Origin of the sequence: Pusillimonas sp. ANT_WB101, assembly GCF_008369125.1 — a bacterium.
In the GTDB taxonomy this organism is placed as follows: Bacteria; Pseudomonadota; Gammaproteobacteria; order Burkholderiales; family Burkholderiaceae_B; genus Allopusillimonas.
Window position 1 is genome coordinate 1178400 of sequence record NZ_VOAY01000001.1, and the last position, 22979, is coordinate 1201378.

Annotated in this window: 24 protein-coding genes; 11 read left to right on the plus strand and 13 right to left on the minus strand. The window is 52.7% G+C overall.

Translation table 11 applies throughout. The features are described 5' to 3' along the window. Entirely contained in the window at window positions 1-1611 is a 1611-nt protein-coding gene (locus FQ179_RS05400; RefSeq protein WP_149396210.1) for an ABC transporter substrate-binding protein, read from the minus strand. A 182-nt stretch (window positions 1612-1793) separates the two neighbouring features. On the opposite strand from FQ179_RS05400, the gene FQ179_RS05405 reads away from it, so the two are divergent. Further along, the gene (locus tag FQ179_RS05405) at window positions 1794-2495 is read left to right on the plus strand and encodes a GntR family transcriptional regulator (RefSeq protein WP_188074503.1); all 702 of its coding nucleotides are present in this window, start codon (window positions 1794-1796) and stop codon (window positions 2493-2495) included. 91 nt (window positions 2496-2586) lie between these two features. Then, window positions 2587-3513: a 2-hydroxyacid dehydrogenase gene (locus FQ179_RS05410; protein ID WP_149396212.1), complete on the plus strand. Its 927-nt coding sequence runs from the start codon at window positions 2587-2589 to the stop codon at window positions 3511-3513. 8 nt (window positions 3514-3521) lie between these two features. On the opposite strand, the gene kdsA is transcribed toward FQ179_RS05410, so the two are convergent. Further along, window positions 3522-4364, minus strand: coding sequence for a 3-deoxy-8-phosphooctulonate synthase (gene kdsA, locus FQ179_RS05415; RefSeq protein WP_149396213.1), 843 nt, complete (start codon window positions 4362-4364; stop codon window positions 3522-3524). Between the two features lie 519 nt (window positions 4365-4883). Here kdsA and FQ179_RS05420 point away from each other — a divergent pair. Further along, the gene (locus tag FQ179_RS05420) at window positions 4884-5705 is read left to right on the plus strand and encodes an enoyl-CoA hydratase/isomerase family protein (protein WP_149396214.1); all 822 of its coding nucleotides are present in this window, start codon (window positions 4884-4886) and stop codon (window positions 5703-5705) included. Window positions 5706-5911: 206 nt separating this feature from the next. On the opposite strand, the gene FQ179_RS05425 is transcribed toward FQ179_RS05420, so the two are convergent. From FQ179_RS05425 to FQ179_RS05435, 3 genes are all read right to left on the minus strand, one after another. Next, window positions 5912-6235, minus strand: coding sequence for a DNA-binding transcriptional regulator (locus FQ179_RS05425; RefSeq protein WP_149396215.1), 324 nt, complete (start codon window positions 6233-6235; stop codon window positions 5912-5914). Between the two features lie 34 nt (window positions 6236-6269). Then, a complete protein-coding gene (locus FQ179_RS05430) occupies window positions 6270-6449 on the minus strand; it encodes a type II toxin-antitoxin system RelE/ParE family toxin (protein WP_370459838.1) in 180 nt (59 codons plus the stop codon). Between the two features lie 142 nt (window positions 6450-6591). Then, window positions 6592-7500: a LysR family transcriptional regulator gene (locus FQ179_RS05435; protein ID WP_149396217.1), complete on the minus strand. Its 909-nt coding sequence runs from the start codon at window positions 7498-7500 to the stop codon at window positions 6592-6594. A 103-nt stretch (window positions 7501-7603) separates the two neighbouring features. Here FQ179_RS05435 and FQ179_RS05440 point away from each other — a divergent pair, with 103 nt between their 5' ends. The 3 genes from FQ179_RS05440 (at window position 7604) to FQ179_RS05450 (ending at window position 10422) form a co-directional block, all read left to right on the plus strand. After that, window positions 7604-8398, plus strand: a complete 795-nt coding sequence (locus tag FQ179_RS05440; RefSeq protein ID WP_149396218.1) for an SDR family NAD(P)-dependent oxidoreductase — start codon at window positions 7604-7606, stop codon at window positions 8396-8398. A 53-nt stretch (window positions 8399-8451) separates the two neighbouring features. Then, entirely contained in the window at window positions 8452-9369 is a 918-nt protein-coding gene (locus FQ179_RS05445; protein WP_149396219.1) for an SDR family NAD(P)-dependent oxidoreductase, read from the plus strand. 87 nt (window positions 9370-9456) lie between these two features. Further along, complete coding sequence (locus FQ179_RS05450) at window positions 9457-10422, plus strand: tripartite tricarboxylate transporter substrate binding protein (protein WP_149396220.1); 966 nt, start codon at window positions 9457-9459, stop codon at window positions 10420-10422. Window positions 10423-10767: 345 nt separating this feature from the next. On the opposite strand, the gene FQ179_RS05455 is transcribed toward FQ179_RS05450, so the two are convergent. The 6 genes from FQ179_RS05455 to FQ179_RS05480 form a co-directional block, all read right to left on the minus strand. Then, complete coding sequence (locus tag FQ179_RS05455) at window positions 10768-11292, minus strand: carboxymuconolactone decarboxylase family protein (RefSeq protein ID WP_149396221.1); 525 nt, start codon at window positions 11290-11292, stop codon at window positions 10768-10770. 133 nt (window positions 11293-11425) lie between these two features. Beyond that, window positions 11426-11689 (minus strand): Txe/YoeB family addiction module toxin, encoded by a 264-nt coding sequence (locus FQ179_RS05460; RefSeq protein ID WP_149396222.1) that lies wholly within the window; start codon window positions 11687-11689, stop codon window positions 11426-11428. Continuing rightward, entirely contained in the window at window positions 11686-11931 is a 246-nt protein-coding gene (locus FQ179_RS05465; protein WP_149396223.1) for a type II toxin-antitoxin system Phd/YefM family antitoxin, read from the minus strand. Before FQ179_RS05465 ends, FQ179_RS05460 begins: the two co-directional genes overlap by 4 nt. Window positions 11932-12217: 286 nt before the next feature. Further along, window positions 12218-12577, minus strand: a complete 360-nt coding sequence (locus FQ179_RS05470) for a DUF4148 domain-containing protein (protein ID WP_149396224.1) — start codon at window positions 12575-12577, stop codon at window positions 12218-12220. A gap of 372 nt (window positions 12578-12949) precedes the next feature. Then, window positions 12950-14128, minus strand: a complete 1179-nt coding sequence (locus FQ179_RS05475; RefSeq protein ID WP_149396225.1) for a mandelate racemase/muconate lactonizing enzyme family protein — start codon at window positions 14126-14128, stop codon at window positions 12950-12952. 72 nt (window positions 14129-14200) lie between these two features. Continuing rightward, window positions 14201-15262, minus strand: coding sequence for a LacI family DNA-binding transcriptional regulator (locus tag FQ179_RS05480; protein WP_188074504.1), 1062 nt, complete (start codon window positions 15260-15262; stop codon window positions 14201-14203). 222 nt (window positions 15263-15484) lie between these two features. On the opposite strand from FQ179_RS05480, the gene FQ179_RS05485 reads away from it, so the two are divergent. Further along, the gene (locus FQ179_RS05485; RefSeq protein WP_149396227.1) at window positions 15485-16474 is read left to right on the plus strand and encodes a tripartite tricarboxylate transporter substrate binding protein; all 990 of its coding nucleotides are present in this window, start codon (window positions 15485-15487) and stop codon (window positions 16472-16474) included. A 77-nt stretch (window positions 16475-16551) separates the two neighbouring features. Then, entirely contained in the window at window positions 16552-17337 is a 786-nt protein-coding gene (locus FQ179_RS05490; protein ID WP_149396228.1) for an HpcH/HpaI aldolase/citrate lyase family protein, read from the plus strand. A gap of 184 nt (window positions 17338-17521) precedes the next feature. Here FQ179_RS05490 and FQ179_RS05495 read toward each other — a convergent pair whose 3' ends face one another. Together FQ179_RS05495 and FQ179_RS05500 are read right to left on the minus strand one after the other, a co-directional pair. After that, on the minus strand, window positions 17522-17881 hold the full coding sequence (locus tag FQ179_RS05495) for a DUF4148 domain-containing protein (protein ID WP_149396229.1): 360 nt from the start codon (window positions 17879-17881) through the stop codon (window positions 17522-17524). Between the two features lie 477 nt (window positions 17882-18358). Beyond that, entirely contained in the window at window positions 18359-19336 is a 978-nt protein-coding gene (locus FQ179_RS05500; protein WP_149396230.1) for a tripartite tricarboxylate transporter substrate binding protein, read from the minus strand. A 149-nt stretch (window positions 19337-19485) separates the two neighbouring features. Between FQ179_RS05500 and FQ179_RS05505 the strand changes: the two genes are divergently transcribed. Genes FQ179_RS05505 through FQ179_RS05515 form a run of 3 tightly spaced genes read left to right on the plus strand, consistent with a single transcriptional unit; the run spans window position 19486 to window position 22952 of the window. After that, complete coding sequence (locus FQ179_RS05505; RefSeq protein ID WP_149396231.1) at window positions 19486-20208, plus strand: SDR family oxidoreductase; 723 nt, start codon at window positions 19486-19488, stop codon at window positions 20206-20208. A 51-nt stretch (window positions 20209-20259) separates the two neighbouring features. Next, on the plus strand, window positions 20260-21300 hold the full coding sequence (locus tag FQ179_RS05510; RefSeq protein WP_149396232.1) for a cyclase family protein: 1041 nt from the start codon (window positions 20260-20262) through the stop codon (window positions 21298-21300). A gap of 26 nt (window positions 21301-21326) precedes the next feature. Then, the gene (locus tag FQ179_RS05515) at window positions 21327-22952 is read left to right on the plus strand and encodes an AMP-binding protein (RefSeq protein ID WP_149396233.1); all 1626 of its coding nucleotides are present in this window, start codon (window positions 21327-21329) and stop codon (window positions 22950-22952) included. Window positions 22953-22979 lie beyond the last annotated feature (27 nt).

Sequence of the window (22979 nt, forward strand, 5' to 3'; positions counted from 1 at the left end):
TTAGCTTTCCAGCCAAATTTGATCTGTGAAGAAACAGCCACCCATAGGGGCAATGGGAATAGGCTTCATACCTTTGACTCGTTTCGATATGCCATCGACAAAGTTAATAAAGGTGGGCAGCACCAAGGCTCCAGAGTTATGAAGAATGGTGTCGATGTCATGATAAATTTGAATACGCCTAGGCTCGTCCAGCGTGGCGCGCGCAAGATCAATAAGCTTGTCGAGTTCAGGGTTACTGTAATTTGAGAAATTCCATGGCGCCCCAGACTTCCACGTCAAGTTCAATAACAAGTTATACGTAGGCCGCGGATTAAAAGTCGTGGCAAAAAACGGGCGCTTACCCACAATAGAAGACCAGTAGCTATCCGCAGGGTCGCGTTTCAAATCGAGATTCAAGCCAATGCCTGCCGCCTCGCGTTGTAAAAACTGGCCAATTTCAACGCTAAACGCGGACGCATCGCTGACATGTAGCGGTACCTTGTTTGCGCCCACCCCACTTTTTGCAAGATAAAACTTGGCTTTATCAGGATCAACCGTGCGCTGGGGCAACTCTTTATTGGCATACGGCGAGCTGCTCATAATCGGATAATCGTTGGCGATAACGCCATTACCCAACAGCGCGGTTTGCAACACACGTTCGCGATCCATTAAATGCGCAAGCGCCAAGCCTACGTTGGGGTTATTTGCGGGTGCCATGTTAACGGCCCCCTGGATTGCGGTATACCGCGGCGCCTTTGTTATGTAAGGCTCAACATTGTCTGAGCGTTGCAGCTTTGCGATACTTTGGCCGCGTATGTCGACGGCCATGTCCACATCACCCGATAACAAGGCATTTGCCCGCGCTACCTGATCGACAATGGCAAACATTTCAAATTCATCGATATAAGGTTGGCCTGATTTCCAATACTTGTCGTTACGCACGCAAACCGTGCGTATGCCAGGCGTAAACTCTTTGACTACAAAGGGCCCTGTTCCCAGAGGCTTGGAGAAATCGTAGGTGCCATCCTTTACCATGGTAAATGGACTCGTACTCAGCGTAACAGGCAGATCGGCGTCGGCTTCGAGCAGATCGACCACAATGGTTTGTGGGCCGTCGGCGCGTACCTCTTTGACGTTGGTCATAAGTTGCTTCACGCTGGAAACAACACGCTCTTCCTTGTGACGCATCAACGAAAAAATGATGTCTTGCATGGTGAGCGGCGTACCGTCTGAAAAAATAACCCCAGGCGTTATCTGAAAGACCCAGCTTTTCCCATCAGTACCACTTTCAAACGAATGTGCCACTTCAGGCAGCGCCGCGCCATCTGTGTCCATGCGAGTCAGGTAACTGAAAATACTTGAACATCTAATAAAGTCGCCTGGATTTAGTGCGCGTGCTCCGTCAAACGTGTCGTTGGCACCTTGCGAATTGAGCGCAATTCGAACTCTGCCGCCCTTCTTGGGCGTCAACGTTTCTGTAATTGCGGCCGACGCGAAACGGGAAGAGCCCAAACCCGTCAACGACAGGCCCACGCCAACCACCAAACCACCAAACTGACGTCGACTTAAAGAACCGGGGTCGCCGCCAATAAACTTATTTCCGTATCGTGATCCATCATTTTGACGAGACATGAGGCTACCTTTAAAGTATGCGTTCTGTAAGTTTCACATCAATGTAAACTGCGTTCGGTATACGTTAAGGTAACTCGCCGTACTAAACAATGGGGATTTCCCGTATATATCGCTTATTTTTATTGAATTTTATAACATCAAATAAATTAACGTATACTGAAAGCACGAAGAAGGAGGTTCATATGTCTAGCATGGCCCATCCCGTTATGATCAACCCCGAGCCAGTAAAAGCCGGCGGGTTATCGAGCACCGTCTATGACAGGCTGAAATCGGCGATTCTTTCACAAGAAATCACCCCCTCTACAGCCATGCAAGAAACGGATCTGGGGGCTAAATTTCAGGTAAGCCGAACACCTGTACGCGAAGCCTTGCACGACCTGTTAAGAGAAGGGCTCGTTCGACGTCGTGGCCGCTTTTATTATGTAGCCCAGCTTTCACCGCTGGAAATTCGGCATCTGTATGAAGTGCGAGAAGCGTTAGAACGCATGTCGGTTCGGCTTTTCATCGAATACGCGCCCGAAGCCTCGCTAGACACCCTTAACGCCTGTTTGAACGAACAAGTTGACGCATTAAAGGTAAAAGAAATTGACCGCCTGAACACGTTAGACAGCGAGTTTCATCTGACCATCGCTCATTTGACCGGCAATACCCTGTTGCAGCAGCAACTGGCTTCCGTACACGACAAAGTCATACTGGCTCGCGGGCAAACCCCGTCAACCACGCCCACATGGTCTGACCGCGTCATTGTCGAACACGGTCGCATACTTAACGCGCTAAGTCGGCGCGATGTCGCCGTGTCAGATGCCGAAATGCGTTATCACATTAACAGCGCCGCTCGACTGCACCTAGGCATGAAACAAACACCTTTAGAGTCAAGTGTTTAAGTGTTTTTATTAACTAAGTTTGTCAACAGATAAAAACAACGTATCTGAACGCCAGCCCTTAAATTACCTATCAATCTAACTCGGTGAACACATGAAAACGGCCTATATCGATTGCACTGCGTACGGGCACTCCGTGCTAAAGGCCCACTCCATACTTGATAAGATCCCTGGCTTACATCTGCATGTGGGTGATCCGACAGCGACTGAGCTCGACGCGCTTATGAAAGACACAGTGGGAATCATCAATGGGCACACCATCATGGACGAGGCGCTGCTCGAACGCTACCACGCCCTCAAAACCATTGTTTTTTTGGGTACAGGCGCATCCACGTACATTGATCTATCTGCTGCGCAAGCACGTGGAATCGACGTACTCACCGTACGCGGTTATGGTGACAGAACCATTGCTGAACACGCCTTCGCGTTAATGCTCAGCGCGACGCGTCATATCGCCGTCATGGATCGTGAATTGCGTCGAGGTATTTGGCGCACACCAATCGGGGTAGAGCTTGCCGGTAAACGCATCGGCATCATCGGGGTTGGCGGCGTCGGAAAAGAGCTTGTATCCATGGCGCACGCGTTCGGCATGGAAGTTGTCGTCTGGAATCGTAGCCCGGTTCCTGACGACCTCCCCTGCAAACAGGTTGAACTTAACGAACTTATCAGCACCTCAGACGTCATCTCGCTGCATTTGGCGCTTAACGATGACACGCGCGGCATCATTGGCAAGCAACAGTTTGCCCTAATGAAACAAACCGCCATTCTTGTAAATGTTGGGCGTGGTGCACTCGTCGACGAAACCGCCTTGATAGAAGCGCTGAAAACCCAACGTATCGCTCACGCAGCGCTAGATGTGTTCGACATAGAACCCCTGCCCGTCGACCACGAACTTACAACGCTCGAAAACGTCACGCTAACCGCGCACGCCGCCTTTAGCAGCGAAGAAACCATGAAGCGCCTGCTTACATCAGGTTTTGACTTACTGAGGCAGGCGTTGGATACTCCGCACGCTAGATGATCCAGCCCTTACGCAATATGAATTGGCGCAAACGACTTCACCACATCATCCAGCGCCTTTAACTGCGTTAAAAACGGCTCAAGCTGATCTAGCGGCAAAGCACTGGGGCCATCGCACTTGGCGTTGTCGGGGTCGGGGTGGGCCTCCAGGAACAAACCTGCCAAGCCCACTGCCAGCCCTGCCCTGGCCAAATCAACCACCTGCTGACGACGCCCGCCCGAGGCTGCGCCTGACGGGTCGCGTTGCTGCAGCGCGTGCGTAACGTCAAAAATAACCGGCAAATCATTGCACGCCTGCTTCATGACGCCAAAACCCAGCATATCCACCACCAGGTTGTCATAGCCAAAGCAGGTGCCGCGGTCGCAAAGTATGAGCTGGTCATTGCCAGACTCTTTAAACTTTTCAACAATATTGCCAACCTGTGTCGGGCTAAGAAACTGCGGCTTCTTAATGTTGATAACCTTGCCAGTTTTGGCCAGCGCCGTCACCAAATCAGTTTGTCGCGCCAAAAAGGCCGGCAGCTGCAGCACATCAGCCACTTCGGCCACCGGTGCGGCCTGCCAGGTTTCATGTACATCGGTAATCACCGGCACACCAAACTCTGCCTTAACCGCCTCAAACATCCTCATGCCCTCTTCCAGCCCAGGGCCGCGATAAGAGTGGATGGACGACCGATTGGCTTTGTCAAAGCTGGCCTTGAACACATAGGGTATGCCCAGCTTTTGCGTTACGCGCACGTACTCGGCGCAGCTACGCAATGCCAGATCACGCGACTCAAGCACGTTAATACCGCCAAACAACACAAACGGCGCTGAATTCGAGACCGTAATCTGGTCGTTGATGACAATCATTGAAACCTCAAGACAGTTGAATTAATTCTGGGCGACACCTGCCGCCATCGCACCGGCAACGATCACATGTCACAAAACCTGCTTGCTGCGACAAGCGGGCTTCTAGCCAAGGTAATTTACAAGTGTAAAACAACAATGCCGGCCGGGATCGGAGCACGCCCGTTCAAACACGACAACACGACTGAAAAGCCATCACAAATGGAATTTATCATCTTTTATAGGTTATTGATTTTGTTGAATATTAACGCAAACTGTACAGGATAAACTAATAACTCCATAGCATCATGAACTAGTAACACCATAACGGAATGGGCGTATGGCAAGGTGCATGATGAATGTGCAGTTTGCCTCCGGCAACTATCCATGGGTCATCATTCGGGTGGCAAACCAAGCCTCTCCGGAGCAAAACGTTTACGTGATACCGTAACCCCAGAAATTGATACCCCACGGGCATTCAAGAAACGTGCTTCAATTTACCCAAGCATGAAGCGTATCGCTGCCCTTTTACGGAAAAGAACAATGAGCAACACAACTACAGACACGACGGCTGACGCCGTCAATGCCCCCGTTTTGTCCAAACTGGAAGACGGCGTGGCCCACATCACGCTAAACCGGCCTGACCAAGCCAACGCACTTGATGACGCAACCATCAATGCCCTGGCTGCTGCCATCAACCAGGCCTGCGACGACACTGGTACACGCGTCGTGTTGCTGCGCGCCATCGGGAAAACCTTCTGCGCTGGCGGCGACATTCGCATGTTTGAAACAAGGCTGGATGAACTTGCCGAACTTCTGGATAACTTGCTCGTGCCATTGAACAAGGCGCTGGTGCGCCTGCAAACGTCGGGCTTGCCTGTGGTTTCTGCAATTAACGGCCCGGTGGGTGGCGGTGGCATAGGCATTGCATTGTGCGCTGACTTCGTCCTCGCCTCCGACACCATGAAGCTGCGTTGCGGGTATTCAGCCATAGGCCTAACACCCGATGCCGGAAGCTCATGGTTTCTGGCAAAACGAACAGGCACGGTGTACGCCAAACAATTATTTTTTATGAATACGCCGCTTGATGCCCAAGCCTGCCTGCAGAAAGGCATTGTGGATGCTGTCTACCCTGCGGAGCAACTGCTGGATGAAGCCACTGCCCTGGCCAAACAACTTGCCGCTGCGCCCAAGCACGTCATGCAACGCACCAAGTTTCTGGTCGACAGCGCCGGCAAGCTTTCATTTGAAAAACACCTGGACGCCGAGCGTCGCTACATGGTTGCTTCTGGCGGCGAAGCGGCCTCGCACGAAGGCATAAAGGCTTTTATTGAAAAGCGTAAGGCGGTTTTTAATAACGCCTGAGTAGCACCGAGGGTCGCCACGAACGTCAGCGCACACGCTCAATTATGGCGGCTTGCATAGCCTAAATGGCCCCGTTAAGCTGTGTGACAATTATTATTCCGTGCGCACGCGAGGTCAGCGGGCGGCGCGTTTAAAGAAGGTCATGTTTATCAAGTGCGCTCAGGCCATGTTTGGTCAGCATAAGTCTTTTGTTGATAGCCTACTTCTCAAAGAATCGCCTCCAACCCTTTGCGATCCAATAAATTCAACAGTTTGAGCGAAGGACCACTAGGGTGTTTATCCCCTTGCTCCCATTTGCGAATGGTTGATACGCTGGTATTGAGCACCGATGCCAGTACTGTTTGGCTGAGCTTCAGCTTTTCACGCATGGCACGGATTTCTTCACTGTCATAGGGCGGAATCGGATCCAAGCAGAGTGCATCGTATTGATTCATCTGGCGTTTGGTGATGAAACCTTGGCGATGCAAGTCGCTGGCAGTGTCATGTACGGCAACCAGAATAGGACTCTTCACTTTAGTTTTGGTTGTCATAGCAGATCTCCTGTATTGATCCATCACGGATAGCTTATTTCAATTGAATTTGCGTCAGTTGCAGTAGATCACTGGCCAAGCTTTGCAAAGCTTCCAATTCGGAATCGCTGATGTTGGCTCTAGCATTCTTGGCGAAGCCAAATACGAAAAACCAGCGATCTCCTTTGTTGGTCGCAACCAGTGTTCCGTCTTTCTGCAATTTCTCGTCGTGCAATGGGCCGCGTCCCGGATGGCGACTCCGGTACGGTCGTAACCTTCTTGGTCTCCATATCCGATCGTTACAAACCTGGGCACGGTTCATCTCCTTAATTCAGTCCAGTTTAGCTGCAACACATATAATCCATCCACAAAGCCCCTCACCCTCCCTTCCCCAAATGACTCAACGCAAACTCACTAATCCACTCAATCGCCTTTACGGCAAACTCTGACAAGCCTGATTCGTGCCGCGTGATTACGCCAATTGTGCGCTCGGGGCCGCCCTTTAGGGGGATGGTGTACAGGTCAGCCTCTAGCACCATGTGGGCCGCCGACAGCGGCAAAATTGCCACCCCGCAGCCCTTTTGCACGAACTTACCAATGGTGGGCAGGCCTTGAATTTCGAGCAAGGGACGAAACGGCACGCCGCGCTTCATAAATGCCATATCCACATACATGCGCGTGCCCGTGCCGCGCGGCATCGAAATCATGGGCAGCTCGGCCAGCTCATGCGCGCACCACTCTGCCCCACGCAGCTCAACCGGAAACGCCCTTGAAGCCAGCAGCACAAAAGGCTCGCGCATAATCTCGATGTAAGACAAATCGCGATACACCACGTCCAACCCAGACAGCGCGAAGTCCACTTTGCGCAAGCGCAGCAAGTCTATGGCAGCGTCATTGATCACGTCATGAATCTTAATAATCGATGAAGGCTGCTCTTGCCGCAGATGCGCGACCAGATCCGGCAACAGCGCCGCCGCCAAAGACGGCAAAGCCGCGATAGACAGACGTTGTGAGCCACGCCGCGCCACTTCCTCCAGCTCTGTTACCCCAACTTCAAAGTCATCCACGACTCGTGATGCAACCTCGAGTAGATCGCGCCCGTCTGAGGTAAGCGAAACACTGCGAGTGGTGCGCTCAAAGAGTTTGACGCCCAATTTGTCCTCAAGACTGCGGATCATCTTGCTCATTGTCGGCTGCGTCACAAAAAACTGCTCTGCCGTCAAACCAAAATTTAACGATCGTGCCAGGGAAATAAAAACCCTTAATTCCCGAGGGGTTAGATTCATTCCAATTACCTATTAATCATGTGAAAAATAGAATTTCCCGCACCGCAGAACACCGCCTACCATAGTTGGCTAAGCAGTCACGTGCAACAAACAAAGGATACGCATGCTCAGATTAGACAACAAAGTAGCCATCGTCACCGGTTGTGGCTCCAAAGGTGAAGGCTGGGGTAACGGCCAGGCCATCGCTGTGCTGCTCGCCAGACAAGGCGCACGCGTATTCGGTACAGACCTAAACGCAGTAGCGCTCGAAAATACAAAGAAAATAATCCGCGATGAAGGCGGCACCATGGAAGGCATGATTGGCAACGCCACAGATGCCAACCATGTAAAAGAAATGGTTGACGCCTGCATGGAACGCTACGGCCGTATAGACATTCTTATTAACAACGTGGGTCGATCAGAACCCGGCGGCCCGGTTGAAATGGACGAAGATACCTGGGACGAGCAGATGGACGTTAACGTTAAATCTGCCTACCTGACCTGCAAGCACGTACTGCCCATTATGGAAAGCCAAGGCACTGGTGCCGTTGTTAATGTGTCATCCATTGCGGGGCTACGTTACGTGGGCAAACCGCAGGTAGCCTACGCTGCAGGTAAAGCGGCTCTCATGCAGCTTACCCGCACCACCGCCGTAATTTATGCGCCTAAAGGCATACGGCTTAACTGCGTTGTGCCAGGGCTCATGTTCACGCCACTCGTCAGCCGCCTGGCCGACAAGTATGTCAAGGGCGACTTTGAAGGTTTTGTTGCACACCGCCACAAGCAGGTACCCATGGGCCACATGGGTGACGCATGGGATATCGCCAACGCCGTGCTTTTTCTTGCCAGCGATGAAAGCAAATACATCACCGCCCAAGAAATTATTGTGGATGGCGGCATTACCGCCGCCACACGTTAAACACGCGCATGTAACGAGCGCACTGCGCCACCTTCCACGAACCAGGCCACACCATGAATACACACGACCCAAGCCAAAACAGTGCAGAGCATGATGGAGAAAGTGCCGCGCAACAAGGCCTCACTCCCGCCACGCAACTGCCCGCCCCAGCCACGCAACTACCTGTTCCACCTGCCAAAAGGCTAGCCGGCAAGGTGGCCATTGTTACAGGCGCAGGCTGTGTGGGCCCAGGATGGGGCAATGGACGCGCCATCGCATTTCGTTTCGCGCAAGAAGGTGCCAAAGTCTTTGCGGTCGACAGAAGCCTGGCCTCCATGGAAGAGACACAAGCCAAAATCCATGCCATTGAAGGTGACATCAGCCCCTACGAATGCGACATCACCAATACCGACGCCGTCATCGCTATGGTTCAAGCCTGTAAAGAGAAATACGGCGCCGTCGACATCCTTGTCAATAACGTTGGTGGCCCCTTGCCGGGCGGTGCCGAGGCCCTAAGTGAAACCGACTGGGATCAGCAGATCGATCTAAACCTAAAAACCGTTTTCATGGTCAGCAAGCAGGTGATCCCGGTCATGGCCGCACAAGGTGGTGGCTGCATCGTCAACATTGCCTCTACCTCGGGCATACGCTGGACGGGTGCCCCACAAATCGGCTACGCAGCCGCCAAAGCCGGCGTAATACAGTACGGCCGCGTGGCGGCTGTTGAGTTGGCCAAAAAAGGCATACGCGTTAACGCCGTGGTGCCCGGTCAACTGTACACGCCGCTGGTTGACAAGGTGCTGGCCCGAACCCAGTCAGGCAACGATACCGCTCAACTACTAAAACGCAGGCAAAAGCGCATCCCCCTGCCCTTTATGGGTGACGGGTTGGACACCGCCAACGCCACACTTTTTCTGGCTTCAGACGAAGCCCGCTTTATTACAGGCACAGAGCTCGTTGTTGACGGAGGCATGAGCGCACGCTGTGATTAACACGCCATGGGTAATGCTGCGCTCTGCGCCAAGCCAACCCATACCCACTTGTTTATAAAAACAGCTTTACCAACGAAGGAGACATTCATGAAAATCAAATGGATAACCACACTTTGCGCCGTTGCTCTGACGACATTCGCAACATCAGCCACCGTGGCTGCTGATAAATTCCCTGCAAAACCCATACAAGTCATCATCCCCTTTCAACCTGGTGACACTGACAACATGCTGCGCCCTTATCTGGAACGCATGCACGAGTTTCTGGGTCAGCAAGTCATGCTGATCTACAAGCCCGGTGCGGGCGGCGCGATTGGCGCGGGGTCGGTTGCCAATAGTGCCCCTGACGGCTACACCCTGGTCGGCACCTCGCCAGGCTCCATCGTCGTCGTGCCACTTGCAAATAAAGACGTCAAATATTCCACAGACGATTTCGAGCCGATTGCTGCCTTCACCGAGGGTGGGTTTATGCTGGTGGTGTCGTCCAGCTCGGGGTGGAACTCCATAGACGAGTTGGTGAAACACTCTAAAGACAAGCCAGACGAAGTCACGTTCACCAGTTCAGGTGCAATGGGCATTACGCACTTGCTGGCCGAGGCGTTTACCAACGAAGCCGGTGTTAAATGGCGTCACATCCCCTACAAAGGAAGTGCACCAGCCATTACTGCTTTGCTGGGCGGCCACGTAGACATGGCCTCGAGCGCCATCGCACCCGCACAGGCGCATATTCAGGCAGGCACCTTGAAGCCGCTAGCCGTATTCGGTGAAACGCGGCTGAAGGCCTACCCTGACGTGCCAACCCTTAAAGAGCTGGGCTACAACATGGGCAGCCCGGCTTATTACGGCATCTTGGCACCCGCAGGCACACCGCCCGAAGTGATAAACACCATTTATGAAGCGGCCAAAAAGGTCGACGAAAAATATGGTGAAGAAATTGCCAAGAACCTGGCAGTAATGGGCGCACAAGTAAAACTGCTAAACCCGCAAGAGTACAAAGAGTATCTTGCCGGGCAAAAAGCCCTGTTTGGCGACGCCGTTAAAAGCTTGATTCAGTAAAACCAAAGAGCGCTGTCGGGTAATACCGGACAGCGCTCTTTACTGTAGAACGTACTCCATGCTGCGTGACATTGCAGCCCGCCAAGTGGCACTGCCGCTTGGCGTACGGCGCTTTTAGCTGCTGCGTGGCACTGCTGCTTACCGTGTGACACTGCTACATACTGCGTGACACTATCCTGACCTTGCGGCGTTGCAAGCCTCTGCGACGCACTGCTGCCTACCGTGCGGCACTAGTACCTGCTGAGTGACACGACTAGCTGCTGCGCCGCATTGTGCAGCCTACCCCGCGCCGCTACGGCTCTCGTCGCTGCTGGCGCTCAGCCACAAAACACGCGTTAATAAACATCACCTAGCATCATCACTATGAATATCAAACGCTTCCAGAAACCGCGAAACCATGTTGTACGCCCCAATCGTGGCGACCAGCTCCACCAGCTCGGTATGAGAGAAGTCACCGCTTAAATCTTGCACCAGCTTCTTGTCGACCTGCACATTTCTGGTCATTTCTTCTGCAAGCCCAAGCACACGCCGCTCAACCTCATTGAAGCTATCAGACGTCTGCCAAGTTTCAAGATCATCGATCTGCTGCTGGGTTATCCCTTCTTTCAGCGCAATCGGTATATGCTGCTCAGCCTCATACGGCGCACCGTTAATCTGGGCAATGCGCACAATCACCAGTTCACGAATAGCGCCATTAAGGCTGGACTTCTGCCTTACAGCAGTCAGGTAATTTAGCCAGCCTTCTGCAATCGGTGGGCTATGCAGCAACATCTGATACAGGTGCAGAACACTGCCCCGCTCTTTTGTTATGCGCTCCACCAGTGGGCGGGCCTCTTCACTGCCGATATCGGCATAAGGTATGCGTGCCAAGAGATGCTCCTTGTAGGGTGTTAGATTTTTTTAGGTTGAAAGGTCACTGTACCCATGGAACCATAAAGAGTGAAGTTCCGGTATTGCGGGTGTTGATTCATTGGGTGAATATATCAGCGTGTGTTCCCGGCGGTTACTCGTAATGCGTCCACATCCTCAAAACACGAACAACATGTTCTTTAACGAACACCTCATACACTAACCGACGCTGGATGTTAATACGCCGGGAATACGCACCGGTAAGATCGCCGATCAGCTTTTCGTAAGGCGGTGAATTCTGAAACGGATCAGCCTCTAGCAGCGCAATCAGCGTTTGCACTTTGGTTTTTAAACAGGCCGCAGCAACTTTTTTCGCATCTTTGAGCGCAGCATTTGCGAAGACAACCTGCCAAGTCACCAATCAAGCTCCCTGGCGCTTTTTTCTAGGGGCTCCGCCATGCCTTCTCTGATTGAGTCGCGCATACCGGGCACAGAAACCAGATACAGAGTCTCTTGAATGGCGTCCCAATCAGCCTCTGAAATCAGCACGGCACTCGTGCGCTTGCCGGCGATTCGAATAGGTTGATGGGACTCGGCAGTTTGGTCTATAAGACGGTACAGGTTCGCCCGTGCCTCGCTCGCAGTCATGGTTTTGGACATTGTAGGTCTCCAAAGCGGTCTCAATGGTACGCTTTAACGTACGTAGAAACAATCCTCTCTTCATGGAAGCCACAGGTGGTGATGGCAGCAGCTCTAGCAACGTCATGCGTTTGGCGAGCAGACATGGACAACCAGCGTAAAAAACCCAAAGCAGCCACGCTAGCTATGTGCACCGGCCTTTGAATATGAAGACCGACGGTCAAGCGCACGTCATTTGAATACTCTGCTGCGTAATAGGAGCACTGCAGAAAATTTGGCTGCTCCCGGAAGCAGCCTAACAATCTATTTAGTGTTCAATAACGGGCGAATCGGTGCGCGCATACTGTTTTAATTCTTTCAGCACTTGAGCACGGCTCAGGTGAGACCCTTGAGTGATGCTGGGGTATACGGATGCCTCACCCTGGAGGATGCCATCCGATTGTTTGGCAGCTTCCAGTTCGGCCACAACCTGAGCGCGGCTCTGGTCTGAGCTGTGAGTAATCATCGGATACACCGACGATTCACCTCCCAGCAGAAGGCCCGCTTGTGCGGCAGCTTGCAGCTCGGCCGCCACTTGAGCGCGCGTCGTGGATGTATTGATTTCTGCGTTGGCAACGCTAGCAACTGTAGAAAAGGCAAGGATAGCTGCGATGGTAACTACTTTCATGATTGAATCCCGTTGAGATATAAAGTGGGCAATTGATTCGCCCTGGTTTAAGTCTTTGTTTCGACGGGTTCAGTATGAAAGAAGTGAGCAAGCAGATAAATACACAAAACGCGAAATAATTGTTCCATGTCCACTAACAATGGGAACGTTTTTCAGATTTTGTTTGTCCTTGTTGTTAACGCAGCAAGCTACAAGAGAGTGTCAGAATTCTTTAGGCGGTTTAGATGAACCATTGATCTGCCTATCACGACCCAGTGACTCTGGGTCGTGATAGGAATAAGCGTGAGTGAATCGCTCCTCGTAAAGGATGGCAAACTGCTGCATAGCAGCGGTCCTGTGATGTGTGGGAGATCCCCATTCAACGCCAAACGATCAATCATCCTTTATCGGCGCCGAAGTTACGCGAAATCTCCGCGCTGCTTGAAGATCGGGCACTACGCCAAGCCCAGGTGCAGTGCCAAGCCACACGCACCCATCCGTCACCTGAAACCCTGGCCGTGCCAGCATTTCTCGTAGGGGATTAGCGTTGGCGTCGATTTCTACATATCCAGGCCCACCAACTGCCGCCTTCAAATGCATAGACGCTGCAAGACCAATCCCTGCTCCCAACCAGTGCGGACAATACCAACGCCCTGATCGAACAGCCGAGCGCGCCACCTGCAAACAACCCGTTATGCCGCCCCATTTGCCCACATCGGGCTGTATGACTGACATTGCGCCGGAGTCGATGAAAGCCTGAAAACGTTCTTGACTGTCAAGATTTTCTCCGCCTGCAAGTGGCATGGGCAATGTCTTTGCAAGTGCCAGCCAGTGATCAATAGGTGCATTGGCCCGTAGCGGCTCTTCGAGCCAAAGCAGATCAAAAGCAGACAAAACATCGCCTGCCTTTTGCGCCTCTCCCAAGCTCCAGGCCTGGTTTGCATCCACCATTAGACGAGCTTCGGCACTCAATGCCTGGCGCATGCGACTGAGGTTTTCCAGATCGCGCTCCAAGCCAAAACCGACCTTAAGCTTAAAGTCGCGAAAGCCCTCTTCTTGCCGGGCAACTGCAAGTAATTCTGGCTGAGTGGGGTTGATGCCGGATGCATAGACACGCACCTTGTCAGAACCCGGCGCACCGCCAAGATACTGCCATAGCGGTAGCTCAGCACGGCGTGCAAACAAATCCCAAATCGCAGTATCAATACCTGCCATCATCTGATGCAATGGTCCTGACTCACCCGTCTGCAACATGAGCACCTGCAGTCTGGAATACATTTCATGCCAAGCATCCTCAGGACGCAACCATGTTTTACCCTCTATAAGAGGGCGACCGTACGCGAGAGTGAGCCGCGCGCGATGCTCTGCACCAACCGTCGGGAAATTGCACCAGATCTCTCCCCATCCTTCAGTCCCGTGTTCGTCTTTTACCCTTACTAGCACTGCGGGTCGATCATGCATGGTTCCAAAAGACGTCTGGATCGGCGGAATTGCGGGGCAGCGAAAGACAAAAACATCAAGCCTGTCGATCTTGATGCCCTCTGGCACGAAATTGTTATCTACAAACTGCATCAGACCTGGTCTTCCTTTTGTAGTCTCTGATTTCAAAATAATTTTTTGAGGTACAGGCTCTCTCGACTAATTTTAAAGATGCACCAAACTGCTCTCACGCACCAGCAACTCGCATGGCAACAGTTCTTGAATCATCTCCACTTTCGCAGCAGGATCTGCAGCTAACAACGCCAATACCGTTCGAGCGGCTTGTTGCCCTATTTCGTAACGCGCCGGCCGCAGCGTAGTAAGTGCCGGCTTGAGGCGCGCAGCGAACGCAGCGTCACCAAACCCAGCTATGGCACAGTCACGCGGCAACGAGAGGCCGCATTCCTCGGCATGCAAAATGGCGCCTGCTGCCATATTGTCACTGGCAAAAATCAATGCTTGAGCGCGAGTGCTTTTTGCTTGAGCGGCCAGCGAGGCGATACAGAAGGCTCCGGCGTCAAACTCATCATCATGCTGGGCTACCTGTATGTGCGGTGTAAAGCCAGCGCGCTTCATGTGCTCGGCAAAACCACGCGCACGCTGCTCCGCGCGAAAGTCTTCAGGGTTTGACGGCATAACAAACTGAATACGCGTGGCACCTTGCTCAAGAAAATGCTCGGCAAGCGTACCACCCGTTTCAACGTTAGGAAACCCTACCTGATGAAAAGGCCGCCCTTCCGCTACGCCCCATGCTTCGACAATGGGCACATTAAGTCCACGCAACATGGCCTCTGCGGCTGGCGTGTGATCATCGCGCGTGAGAATAAGTGCCGTCGGATGCCAACCCACAAATGTGCGGATGGCTTGCTCTTCGAGTTCGCGTGAATACTGTGCATTTGCAAGTAAGAGCTGCAACCCCGAAGCCCGAAGCTCATCGGTCATACCCTTGACCAAGCCGGCAAACGTGGAGCTGGCAATATTTTGCATGACGGCGCATACAACTCTGCCATGACCGGATGCGAGTCCACCTGCCACCTGGCTAGGTACATAACCAATACGATCTATGATCTCGCGCAGTTTTACACGCAGCCCCTCCGACACCTTTTCGGGCGCATTGAAGTACCGCGAAACCGTTATGGCTGAAACCCCTGCCAAAGCGGCAACATCATGGATGGTGTAAGCACCCGCTTTTCGTCGCGATGCGCGTAAAGAATTACTGCGTGTCATGGTTTTTCCTAATGGCGCGCTTTCTTTAAAAGGCTCTAGCATACCCTCTATGTTACCGGTAACACAGGCCGAGAGCATCCATAAATACCCCTAAATGGTCATTTCAGCACCAAGTCATTGATGAGCCACTTCGTTTATCTACGCCAGAAGTTCGGAGCATCGACTATGACCGTATTTTTTTTGAGTTATTCGGGTACCTGAACGATTCGTAAGGAGACATCAATGATCAAAACAAAACCTAAGTCTTTACTGGCTATCGCGCTAATGGCGGGCACAATAGCATCTGCGTTTGTCATGCCCGCTCACGCTGACGCTTATCCTCAAAAGCCGATCACCATCGTCGTGCCATTCCCACCAGGGGGAACGGCAGATGGCTTCACTCGCGGCCTCGCTCAAGAACTAGGCAAGCGTCTTGGGCAATCGGTCATTGTTGATAATCGCCCTGGTGCAAACGGTATTTTGGGGTCAGCATACGCAGCAGACAGACCTGCTGATGGTTACACGATTCTTTACGGCTCAGGTAGCACCCTTGCAGTGAACCCTTATATTTATCCGGTTGCCAACTTCGATCCGTTGAAGGACATGGTGCCCCTGGTCATTACCCATCAAATGCCCAATGTACTGGTAGTTGGCGAGAGCACAACCTACCAGACTGTACAAGACCTGATCGCCGACGGCAAAGCCAATCCCGATAAATTAAGTTTCGCGTCAGCGGGCACTGGAAACAGTATGCATCTGGCAGGCGAGCAATTTAAAACGGCAGCGGGCATTGAAATGTTGCACATTCCTTATAAAGGTAGTGCAGAGTCGCTCAACGACATCATGGGCGGCCGGGTTCCGCTTATGTTCAACAACCTGCCATCTATTGTTGGGTTGGTTAAGTCAGGCAAGTTGAGGGCTTTAGCAGTCACGGATAGTAAACGCTCGCCACTACTGCCTGACGTTCCGACAATGGAAGAGGCTGGCGTGCCCGGATTCACCAACGTAATTTGGGTGGGTCTCGTCATGCGCAATGGAACGGACCCGAAGATCATCAATCGTTTGTCCACGGAAATAAGGGACATTCTGAAGGATCCAGAGTTCAGCAAACCGACTGAAGCACTAGGATACGAAATTATCGCGTCCACACCCGAAGAAATGAACCAGGTCTGGCAAAAAGATTCCAAAGAAATGGGCGATTTAACACAGAAACTGGGCATACGCGTCAACTAACAGGTTGGCTATTTTCCACGAGGGTGACACGAACACGCGCCAGACGCCGTGCAGCCACCTTCGAACAAGAGTAAAAAATGAGAAAAAACACACTTAAGCAGCTTTTAAAAGCAAACAAGACAGCGCTCAACGCATGGGCAGCCATCCCCTCCTCGTTTTCGGCAGAGATAATCGCCAACTGCGGCTTTGATGCCGTAACCATTGACCTGCAGCACGGCATGATTGATTTTGCACAGGCACTGACCATGCTGCAGGCCGTCTCCACCACCAATGCCACGCCACTGGTGCGCCCAAGCGGCTCAGAGGCGGTGCAAATCATGCGATTACTGGATGCAGGTGCCTACGGCGTAATCTGCCCTCAAGTAGACACGCCTGAAATCGCCAAAATGGTGGTTTCCGCTTGCCGATATCCACCCGTAGGCACGCGCTCTTTCGGGCCACCACGGGGCCTTTTGTACGGCGGCGCCGATTATTTTCAGCATGCCAATGACGAAATACTTGTTTTCATCATGATCGAGTCAAAGCAAGCGGTTGAAAACCTGGACGAAATACTAAGCGTGCCCGGCATTGATGGCGTATTTATTGGCCCTAACGACCTAAGCATTAGCTATGGCAGCGGCATCGGAAACGACCCTCAAGGTGAAGCGGGCGAAGCTATTGAAACCATCCGCAAAAAGGCTGCGGATCGTGGGATTGCAACAGGCATTTATTGTGGTGACGGCGACATGTGCGCCATGCGAATCAAGCAAGGCTTCCAAATGGTAAACCCCGCTAGCGATGCGGTGCTGCTGAAGAATGCCTGCGTAGCGCAGGTACAAAAAGCGCGTGGGGAAACGCTAAAAAAAGACACTGCAGGATATTGATCTATTCATAATGCGCGTGGCCGCTCTGGCTTTAAAAACTAAACCAGAGCGGCCACGCGAGCAGTGCGCACTGGTCTCTGAATATAAAGACCGATGATCAAGCGCACTTTATTTGAATATTTTCCTGCGCAATAGGAGCACTGCAGAAAATCTGGCTGCTCCCGGAAGCAGCCTAACAATCTATTTAGTGTTCAATAACGGGCGAATCGGTGCGCGCATACTGTTTTAATTCTTTCAGTACTTGAGCACGGCTCAGGTGAGACCCTTGAGTGATGCTTGGGTACACGGACGCCTCACCTTGGAGGATGCCATCCGATTGTTTGGCAGCTTCCAGTTCGGCCAAAACCTGAGCGCGGCTCTGGTCTGAGCTGTGAGTAATCATCGGATACACCGACGATTCGCCTCCCAGCAGAAGGCCCGCTTGTGCGGCAGCTTGCAGCTCGACCGCCACTTGAGCGCGCGTCGTGGATGTATTGATTTCTGCGTTGGCAACGCTAGCAACTGTAGAAAAGGCAAGGATAGCTGCGATGGTAACTACTTTCATGATTGAATCCCGTTGAGATATAAAGTGGGCAATTGATTCGCCCTGGTTTAAGTCCTTGTTTCGACGGGTTCAGTATGAAAGAAGTGAGCAAGCAGATAAATACACAAAATACGAAATAATTGTTCCGTATCCGCTAACAATGGCTACGTTTTTCAGATTTAGTTTTTCTTTGTCGTTTTCAACATGTCGCTGGTTCAGAGCAATTCGGGGTTCCCTCTCTCTAACGCCTTTGGTGCGCTCACGCTTCTGTGTGGTGACACCTGCACGGGCTCCGTGGTAGATCTGGGTGCACTTTATCCAATTGATTAGCGTGCTTAGCATGCAGGTGATTCTGGGCCCCGGTAGTACACGACTACTCCAGACTCATTGCTTGAGCCTGCCGTAGTCGTTTCAGGTGTCTACGCCCTGCCCCATGCGCCGTGCCATCTGGCTTCAAACCGCATAGTCAGCGCTATTCACAGAGCCCCAAAAAATGCCCTACTTAGTATCAAGGTTCTTGATAACAGGCTCCCATTTATCAATCGTCTTCTGAATATACTGAGTAAAGTCAGCCGCGTTTTTATAGTCAGTCTTTAAACCAAACTGGTCCGCGCATTGGCGAAACTGATCGGTGTCGATGGCAGTTTTAAAAGCATGGTCGATTTTGGCAACAACGGTAGGGTCCATGCCCTTGGGGCCAACCAGGCCCAGGATGCTCGGGGCCACTAGGTCGTAGCCTTCTTCCACCAGTGTCGGCGCGTCTTCAAAGCCTGCCATACGCGCTTCAGTAAACACGTTCAGCAAACGCAGTCGCCCGTCTCGCACGAAGGGTACCCATTCAGCGGTTTGCGCCATCACACCCACATCACCTCGCACCAGAGCCGTCGACGCTTCAATGCCGCTTTTATACGGTACATGCACCCACTTAGCACCGACCTCTTCGCCAAGTTTTTCCATGGTCAAATGCTGCGGTGTACCAACCCCTGCGGTACTGAAGGCCACAGAATCAGGCTTTTCTTTAGCCAGCTTGATGATGTCAGCCAGCGACTTTAGCGGTGAGTCTGCGCGAACCAGCAAACCGACCTGATATTGCGCAACCATGGCAATAGGCGTCAAGTCTTTCATAACCTCGTAATCAATATTTGACACGAGAAACTGGTTAAGAACTGCACCGGTAGACAACGCTGCAATGTTGTAGCCGTCAGCCTTTTGGCGCGAAATATAGCCGATTGAAAGAGAAGAACCTGCTCCCGGCTTGTTCTCCACGACAATCTGTTGACCAAGCTCTTTACTGGCCGCAACGGCAAGCGCCCGAAAGCACATATCCGTACCGCCGCCCGCACCATAACCCACGACCAACTGAATGGGCTGTGAAGGAAATTGCTTGGCACCAGCCTGGGCCGAAACTACGGCTATACATACGCCGGCAAGGCCAAGTGCCAGCCCACGAGTGGCACTGGATTTTGTAGCTTTCATTTTTTTGTCTCCTGTTTATTGAGTAGTTATAAAACATATAATAGACTAAAAGCTATATTTATAGACTATTGATCTTTTTTTGCCTTTCCTGGCGTATCCTAGCCAGCGCATATCCTTATTTCCAGCACACACTCAAGGTCGATCACGCCATGAAAAACCAAACCAACATCCTGGTCACAGGAGCCAGTCGCGGCATTGGTCGCAGCATCTGCCAACGTCTGATTAGTGACGGTTATACAGTTACGGGCATTGCCCGTACACGCCCCGCAGATTGGCCTGAAGACATGCCCTTCTACATCGTCGACCTGGCAGAGCGCGACGCTGTTAAGGAAACCATGGCGCAGATAGCCGCACAATCAACGTACTACGGCCTGGTCAACAACGTGGGCTATGTTCCCACTGGGCGTCTTGAGGATCTGAATAGTGCAGATCTGTACAAAGCTGTCGCGCTCAACCTGGAAGTAAACATACTTTGCGCACAAGCATTGCTCCCTGGCATGCGCTCCCTGGGCAATGGTCGCATCGTCAATATCGGTTCGCGCGCGGCGCTAGGAAAGCCCTCACGCACGCTTTACAGCACGACCAAGGCTGGCATTACGGGTATGACACGCACCTGGGCGCTAGAGCTCGCACCCGATGGCATCACGGTGAACGCGATTGCTCCCGGCCCGATCGCCACTGAGTTCTTCCAAAGTGCCAATGACACGCAGAGCCAGGCCACCAAGCATTTGCTGGCAGGCATCCCGCTGGGCCGAATCGGGCAGCCCGAAGATGTCGCGCATGCCGTCGCGTATTTCATGGACAAGCGCTGTGGCTTTGTAACGGGCCAAACGCACTATGTGTGCGGCGGCATCACCATAGGCGCCGCCTAACGGCCTCATGCCAATCTAGTTATTAAAACTTCAACGATAAAAGGGACACACATGGCACGCTGGACACATCGCCCCGAGGGCTCAAACTGGGGCGACTTTGGCCCCGATGATCAACTAGGACGCCTTAATCTGCTTACCGAAGAGCAGGTACTGAAAGGCGTGCGTGAAGTGCGTGCGGGCAAAGTTTTCTGCCTTTCGTTACCGCTCGATCTGCCTGGTGGCATGGTGTTGAACCCGCGCCGCAAGCCGCCACGCCTGGCGGCTACCGAGCGCGACAACATCCCGTACATGAATTTCCCCATGGAAAACCTGGACGCCGCGTCTATTGACGTTTTAAGTGACGACCAGGTCACGTTATCTCTACAGTATTCCACCCAATGGGACGCCTTGGCACACGTAGGTGCCCAGTTTGATGTAGATGGCAATGGCCAAACCCGCAAGGTGTATTACAACGGTTATCAGGCTGGCCCAGACATCGCAGACGCGCCACCGCACGATGAAAGCGAAAACTGTTGCGAGGGTGGCGCCAGCGTCGGCGCCAAGAAACTGGGCATTGAAAATTTCGCGGTCAAGGGTATGCAAGGTCGTGGAGTAATGGTCGATTTCGTGCGTCATTTTGGCCACGGCCGCACACTCATCGGTTACCGAGAGCTTGCTGCTATCCTCAAGTCAGACAATATTGAGGTAGAGGCAGGCGACATGCTGGTGCTGCGCACCGGCTTTGCAGAGACCATCATGGAGATGGGGGGCAATCCTGATGCCGACAAACTGCACAACTCAGGTGCTGTCCTCGATGGTGCAGACCCCCAATTATTAAACTGGATCACGCAAAGTGGCATTGTGGCCATCTGTGCTGATAACTATGCCGTAGAGGCCTACCCTGCTCGCACTGAGGGCGACAAGAAATCATTGCTGCCCTTGCATCATCACTGCCTGTTCAAGCTTGGCCTGCCTTTGGCCGAGCTATGGTACTTGCGCGACCTGGCTGAATGGCTAAATGCAAACCAACGCAGTCGCTTTCTGCTGACCGCGCCACCGTTGCGCCTGCCGGGTGCCGTAGGGTCTCCGGTCACACCCATCGCCACTGTATAAACCCACCACCTGAGTAACCCCACGCCATGAACTTTCAGTCGCTTCTTGAACACCATGTTGCACAGCGCCCGGATGCTATCGCTTTTTACGACATCGATCAGCCAGTGCTCTACAGCGAGCTGCTTGCCGAGTCTAACCGTGTTGCCGGACTGCTTTTTTCCCAAGGGGTGCGCACAGGTGATCGACTAGCGTTGTGGTTACCCAATTGCACTGCGTGGTTGATTACCTTCATGGCATGCGCCCGCTTGGGCGTAACGGTTGTATCCATGAATACGCGTTTTCGCAGCCGGGAGGTTGGCGACCTCATAGCCCGCGGAAAATGCCAATGGCTGGTCATGTGGCCCACGTTCAAGGGGCTGCCCTTCCAGCAGATACTCAATGAGGTAGAACCTGCACAGCTAAAAGGCCTGAAAGCAGTCATGGTAGTAGGCGGTTCAGAAGGCGTGGCTAGTGTTGGCGGCGTAGATACTGCAGGTGCGTCAGAAAACCCGCAACTGGTGCAAGGCGTGCCATCCTTTAGCTACTCAACCCCCTCGCAGCCTGATGCATTGAAAGACGTCACCCAGGCGGGTGGCGATGCCTATGCCTTGGTCTATACAACCTCAGGTACCACCTCCCAATCTAAGCTCGTGGTCCACGATCAACAAACGTTAATTGGCCACGGACACAACGTGGCACGCTACTTTGGTATTGGGCAAGACGATGTCGTACTGCTTGGCGCGCCGATGTGCGGTGCGTTCGGGTTTTCGACAGCGCTGAGCGGGCTGGCCGTCGGGGCACCATTAGTGTCGTCACCCATACTTAGCCCTGCGGAGTGCGCCGCGCAAATACAGAACATGCACGTTACCCATACGTTTGCCAATAACGAATTGCTCGACCGCATTCTTGACGCTGCCGAAAATAAAGACAAGCCCTTCCCCTCCCTCAGAGTAGCGGGTTTTGCCAGCTTTGCACCCTCGCTAGAAGACTTGCCTCAACGCGCCGAACACGCCGGCATCAAGCTGGTAGGCCTGTATGGATCCAGTGAGCTGCAAGCCCTGACAGCTGGCCAGCCGCTGGATGCCCCGCTGGCAGAACGCCAAAAACCAGGCGGCCAACTCGTAGCCCCTGACGCACGAGTACGGGCACGTGACATCGAAACAAACGAGATCTTGCCTCATGGCGAGGTGGGTGAAATCGAAATCTGCACGCCTAGCATCATGAAGGGCTATCTAGATAATCAAGAAGCGACAACCAAAGCCATTGATGCGCAAGGCTACTTTCGTACCGGCGACCTCGGCCACACGACCAGCGATCAACATTTTATTTTCCACGCCCGACGCGGTGACTTTCTGCGTCTTAGTGGCTTTCTGGTTAACCCGCTGGAGATCGAGAACTTTATTGAAAGCCTAGAGGGCGTGGCCAACTGCCAAGTGGTAGGCGTGCCGCATCAGGGCAAAACCGTGCCTGTCGCATTCGTGATTGCGAAACCCGGCCACCATATACAGGAAGCGCGAATTATTTCTGACTGCAAGGCACAGCTGGCAGGCTTCAAAGTGCCCGTAATGGTTGGCATAGTCGAAAGCTTTCCTGTTGTAGAAAGCGCCAACTCGAATAAAATCCAACGCGGCAAGCTGCAAGAACAGGCAATTGAGATGCTCAATACCCACTAACCTCGTTTAAGCGGGCCTAACACCCAC

Excerpts from the sequence above, each read along its gene's own strand:
- FQ179_RS05400 (WP_149396210.1), bottom strand. The coding sequence starts at position 1,611 with ATGTCTCGTCAAAATGATGGATCACGATACGGAAATAAGTTTATTGGC.
- FQ179_RS05405 (WP_188074503.1), top strand. The coding sequence starts at position 1,794 with ATGTCTAGCATGGCCCATCCCGTTATGATCAACCCCGAGCCAGTAAAA.
- FQ179_RS05410 (WP_149396212.1), top strand. The coding sequence starts at position 2,587 with ATGAAAACGGCCTATATCGATTGCACTGCGTACGGGCACTCCGTGCTA.
- kdsA (WP_149396213.1), bottom strand. The coding sequence starts at position 4,364 with ATGATTGTCATCAACGACCAGATTACGGTCTCGAATTCAGCGCCGTTT.
- FQ179_RS05420 (WP_149396214.1), top strand. The coding sequence starts at position 4,884 with ATGAGCAACACAACTACAGACACGACGGCTGACGCCGTCAATGCCCCC.
- FQ179_RS05425 (WP_149396215.1), bottom strand. The coding sequence starts at position 6,235 with ATGACAACCAAAACTAAAGTGAAGAGTCCTATTCTGGTTGCCGTACAT.
- FQ179_RS05435 (WP_149396217.1), bottom strand. The coding sequence starts at position 7,500 with ATGAATCTAACCCCTCGGGAATTAAGGGTTTTTATTTCCCTGGCACGA.
- FQ179_RS05440 (WP_149396218.1), top strand. The coding sequence starts at position 7,604 with ATGCTCAGATTAGACAACAAAGTAGCCATCGTCACCGGTTGTGGCTCC.
- FQ179_RS05445 (WP_149396219.1), top strand. The coding sequence starts at position 8,452 with ATGAATACACACGACCCAAGCCAAAACAGTGCAGAGCATGATGGAGAA.
- FQ179_RS05450 (WP_149396220.1), top strand. The coding sequence starts at position 9,457 with ATGAAAATCAAATGGATAACCACACTTTGCGCCGTTGCTCTGACGACA.
- FQ179_RS05465 (WP_149396223.1), bottom strand. The coding sequence starts at position 11,931 with ATGTCCAAAACCATGACTGCGAGCGAGGCACGGGCGAACCTGTACCGT.
- FQ179_RS05470 (WP_149396224.1), bottom strand. The coding sequence starts at position 12,577 with ATGAAAGTAGTTACCATCGCAGCTATCCTTGCCTTTTCTACAGTTGCT.
- FQ179_RS05475 (WP_149396225.1), bottom strand. The coding sequence starts at position 14,128 with ATGCAGTTTGTAGATAACAATTTCGTGCCAGAGGGCATCAAGATCGAC.
- FQ179_RS05480 (WP_188074504.1), bottom strand. The coding sequence starts at position 15,262 with ATGACACGCAGTAATTCTTTACGCGCATCGCGACGAAAAGCGGGTGCT.
- FQ179_RS05485 (WP_149396227.1), top strand. The coding sequence starts at position 15,485 with ATGATCAAAACAAAACCTAAGTCTTTACTGGCTATCGCGCTAATGGCG.
- FQ179_RS05490 (WP_149396228.1), top strand. The coding sequence starts at position 16,552 with ATGAGAAAAAACACACTTAAGCAGCTTTTAAAAGCAAACAAGACAGCG.
- FQ179_RS05495 (WP_149396229.1), bottom strand. The coding sequence starts at position 17,881 with ATGAAAGTAGTTACCATCGCAGCTATCCTTGCCTTTTCTACAGTTGCT.
- FQ179_RS05500 (WP_149396230.1), bottom strand. The coding sequence starts at position 19,336 with ATGAAAGCTACAAAATCCAGTGCCACTCGTGGGCTGGCACTTGGCCTT.
- FQ179_RS05505 (WP_149396231.1), top strand. The coding sequence starts at position 19,486 with ATGAAAAACCAAACCAACATCCTGGTCACAGGAGCCAGTCGCGGCATT.
- FQ179_RS05510 (WP_149396232.1), top strand. The coding sequence starts at position 20,260 with ATGGCACGCTGGACACATCGCCCCGAGGGCTCAAACTGGGGCGACTTT.
- FQ179_RS05515 (WP_149396233.1), top strand. The coding sequence starts at position 21,327 with ATGAACTTTCAGTCGCTTCTTGAACACCATGTTGCACAGCGCCCGGAT.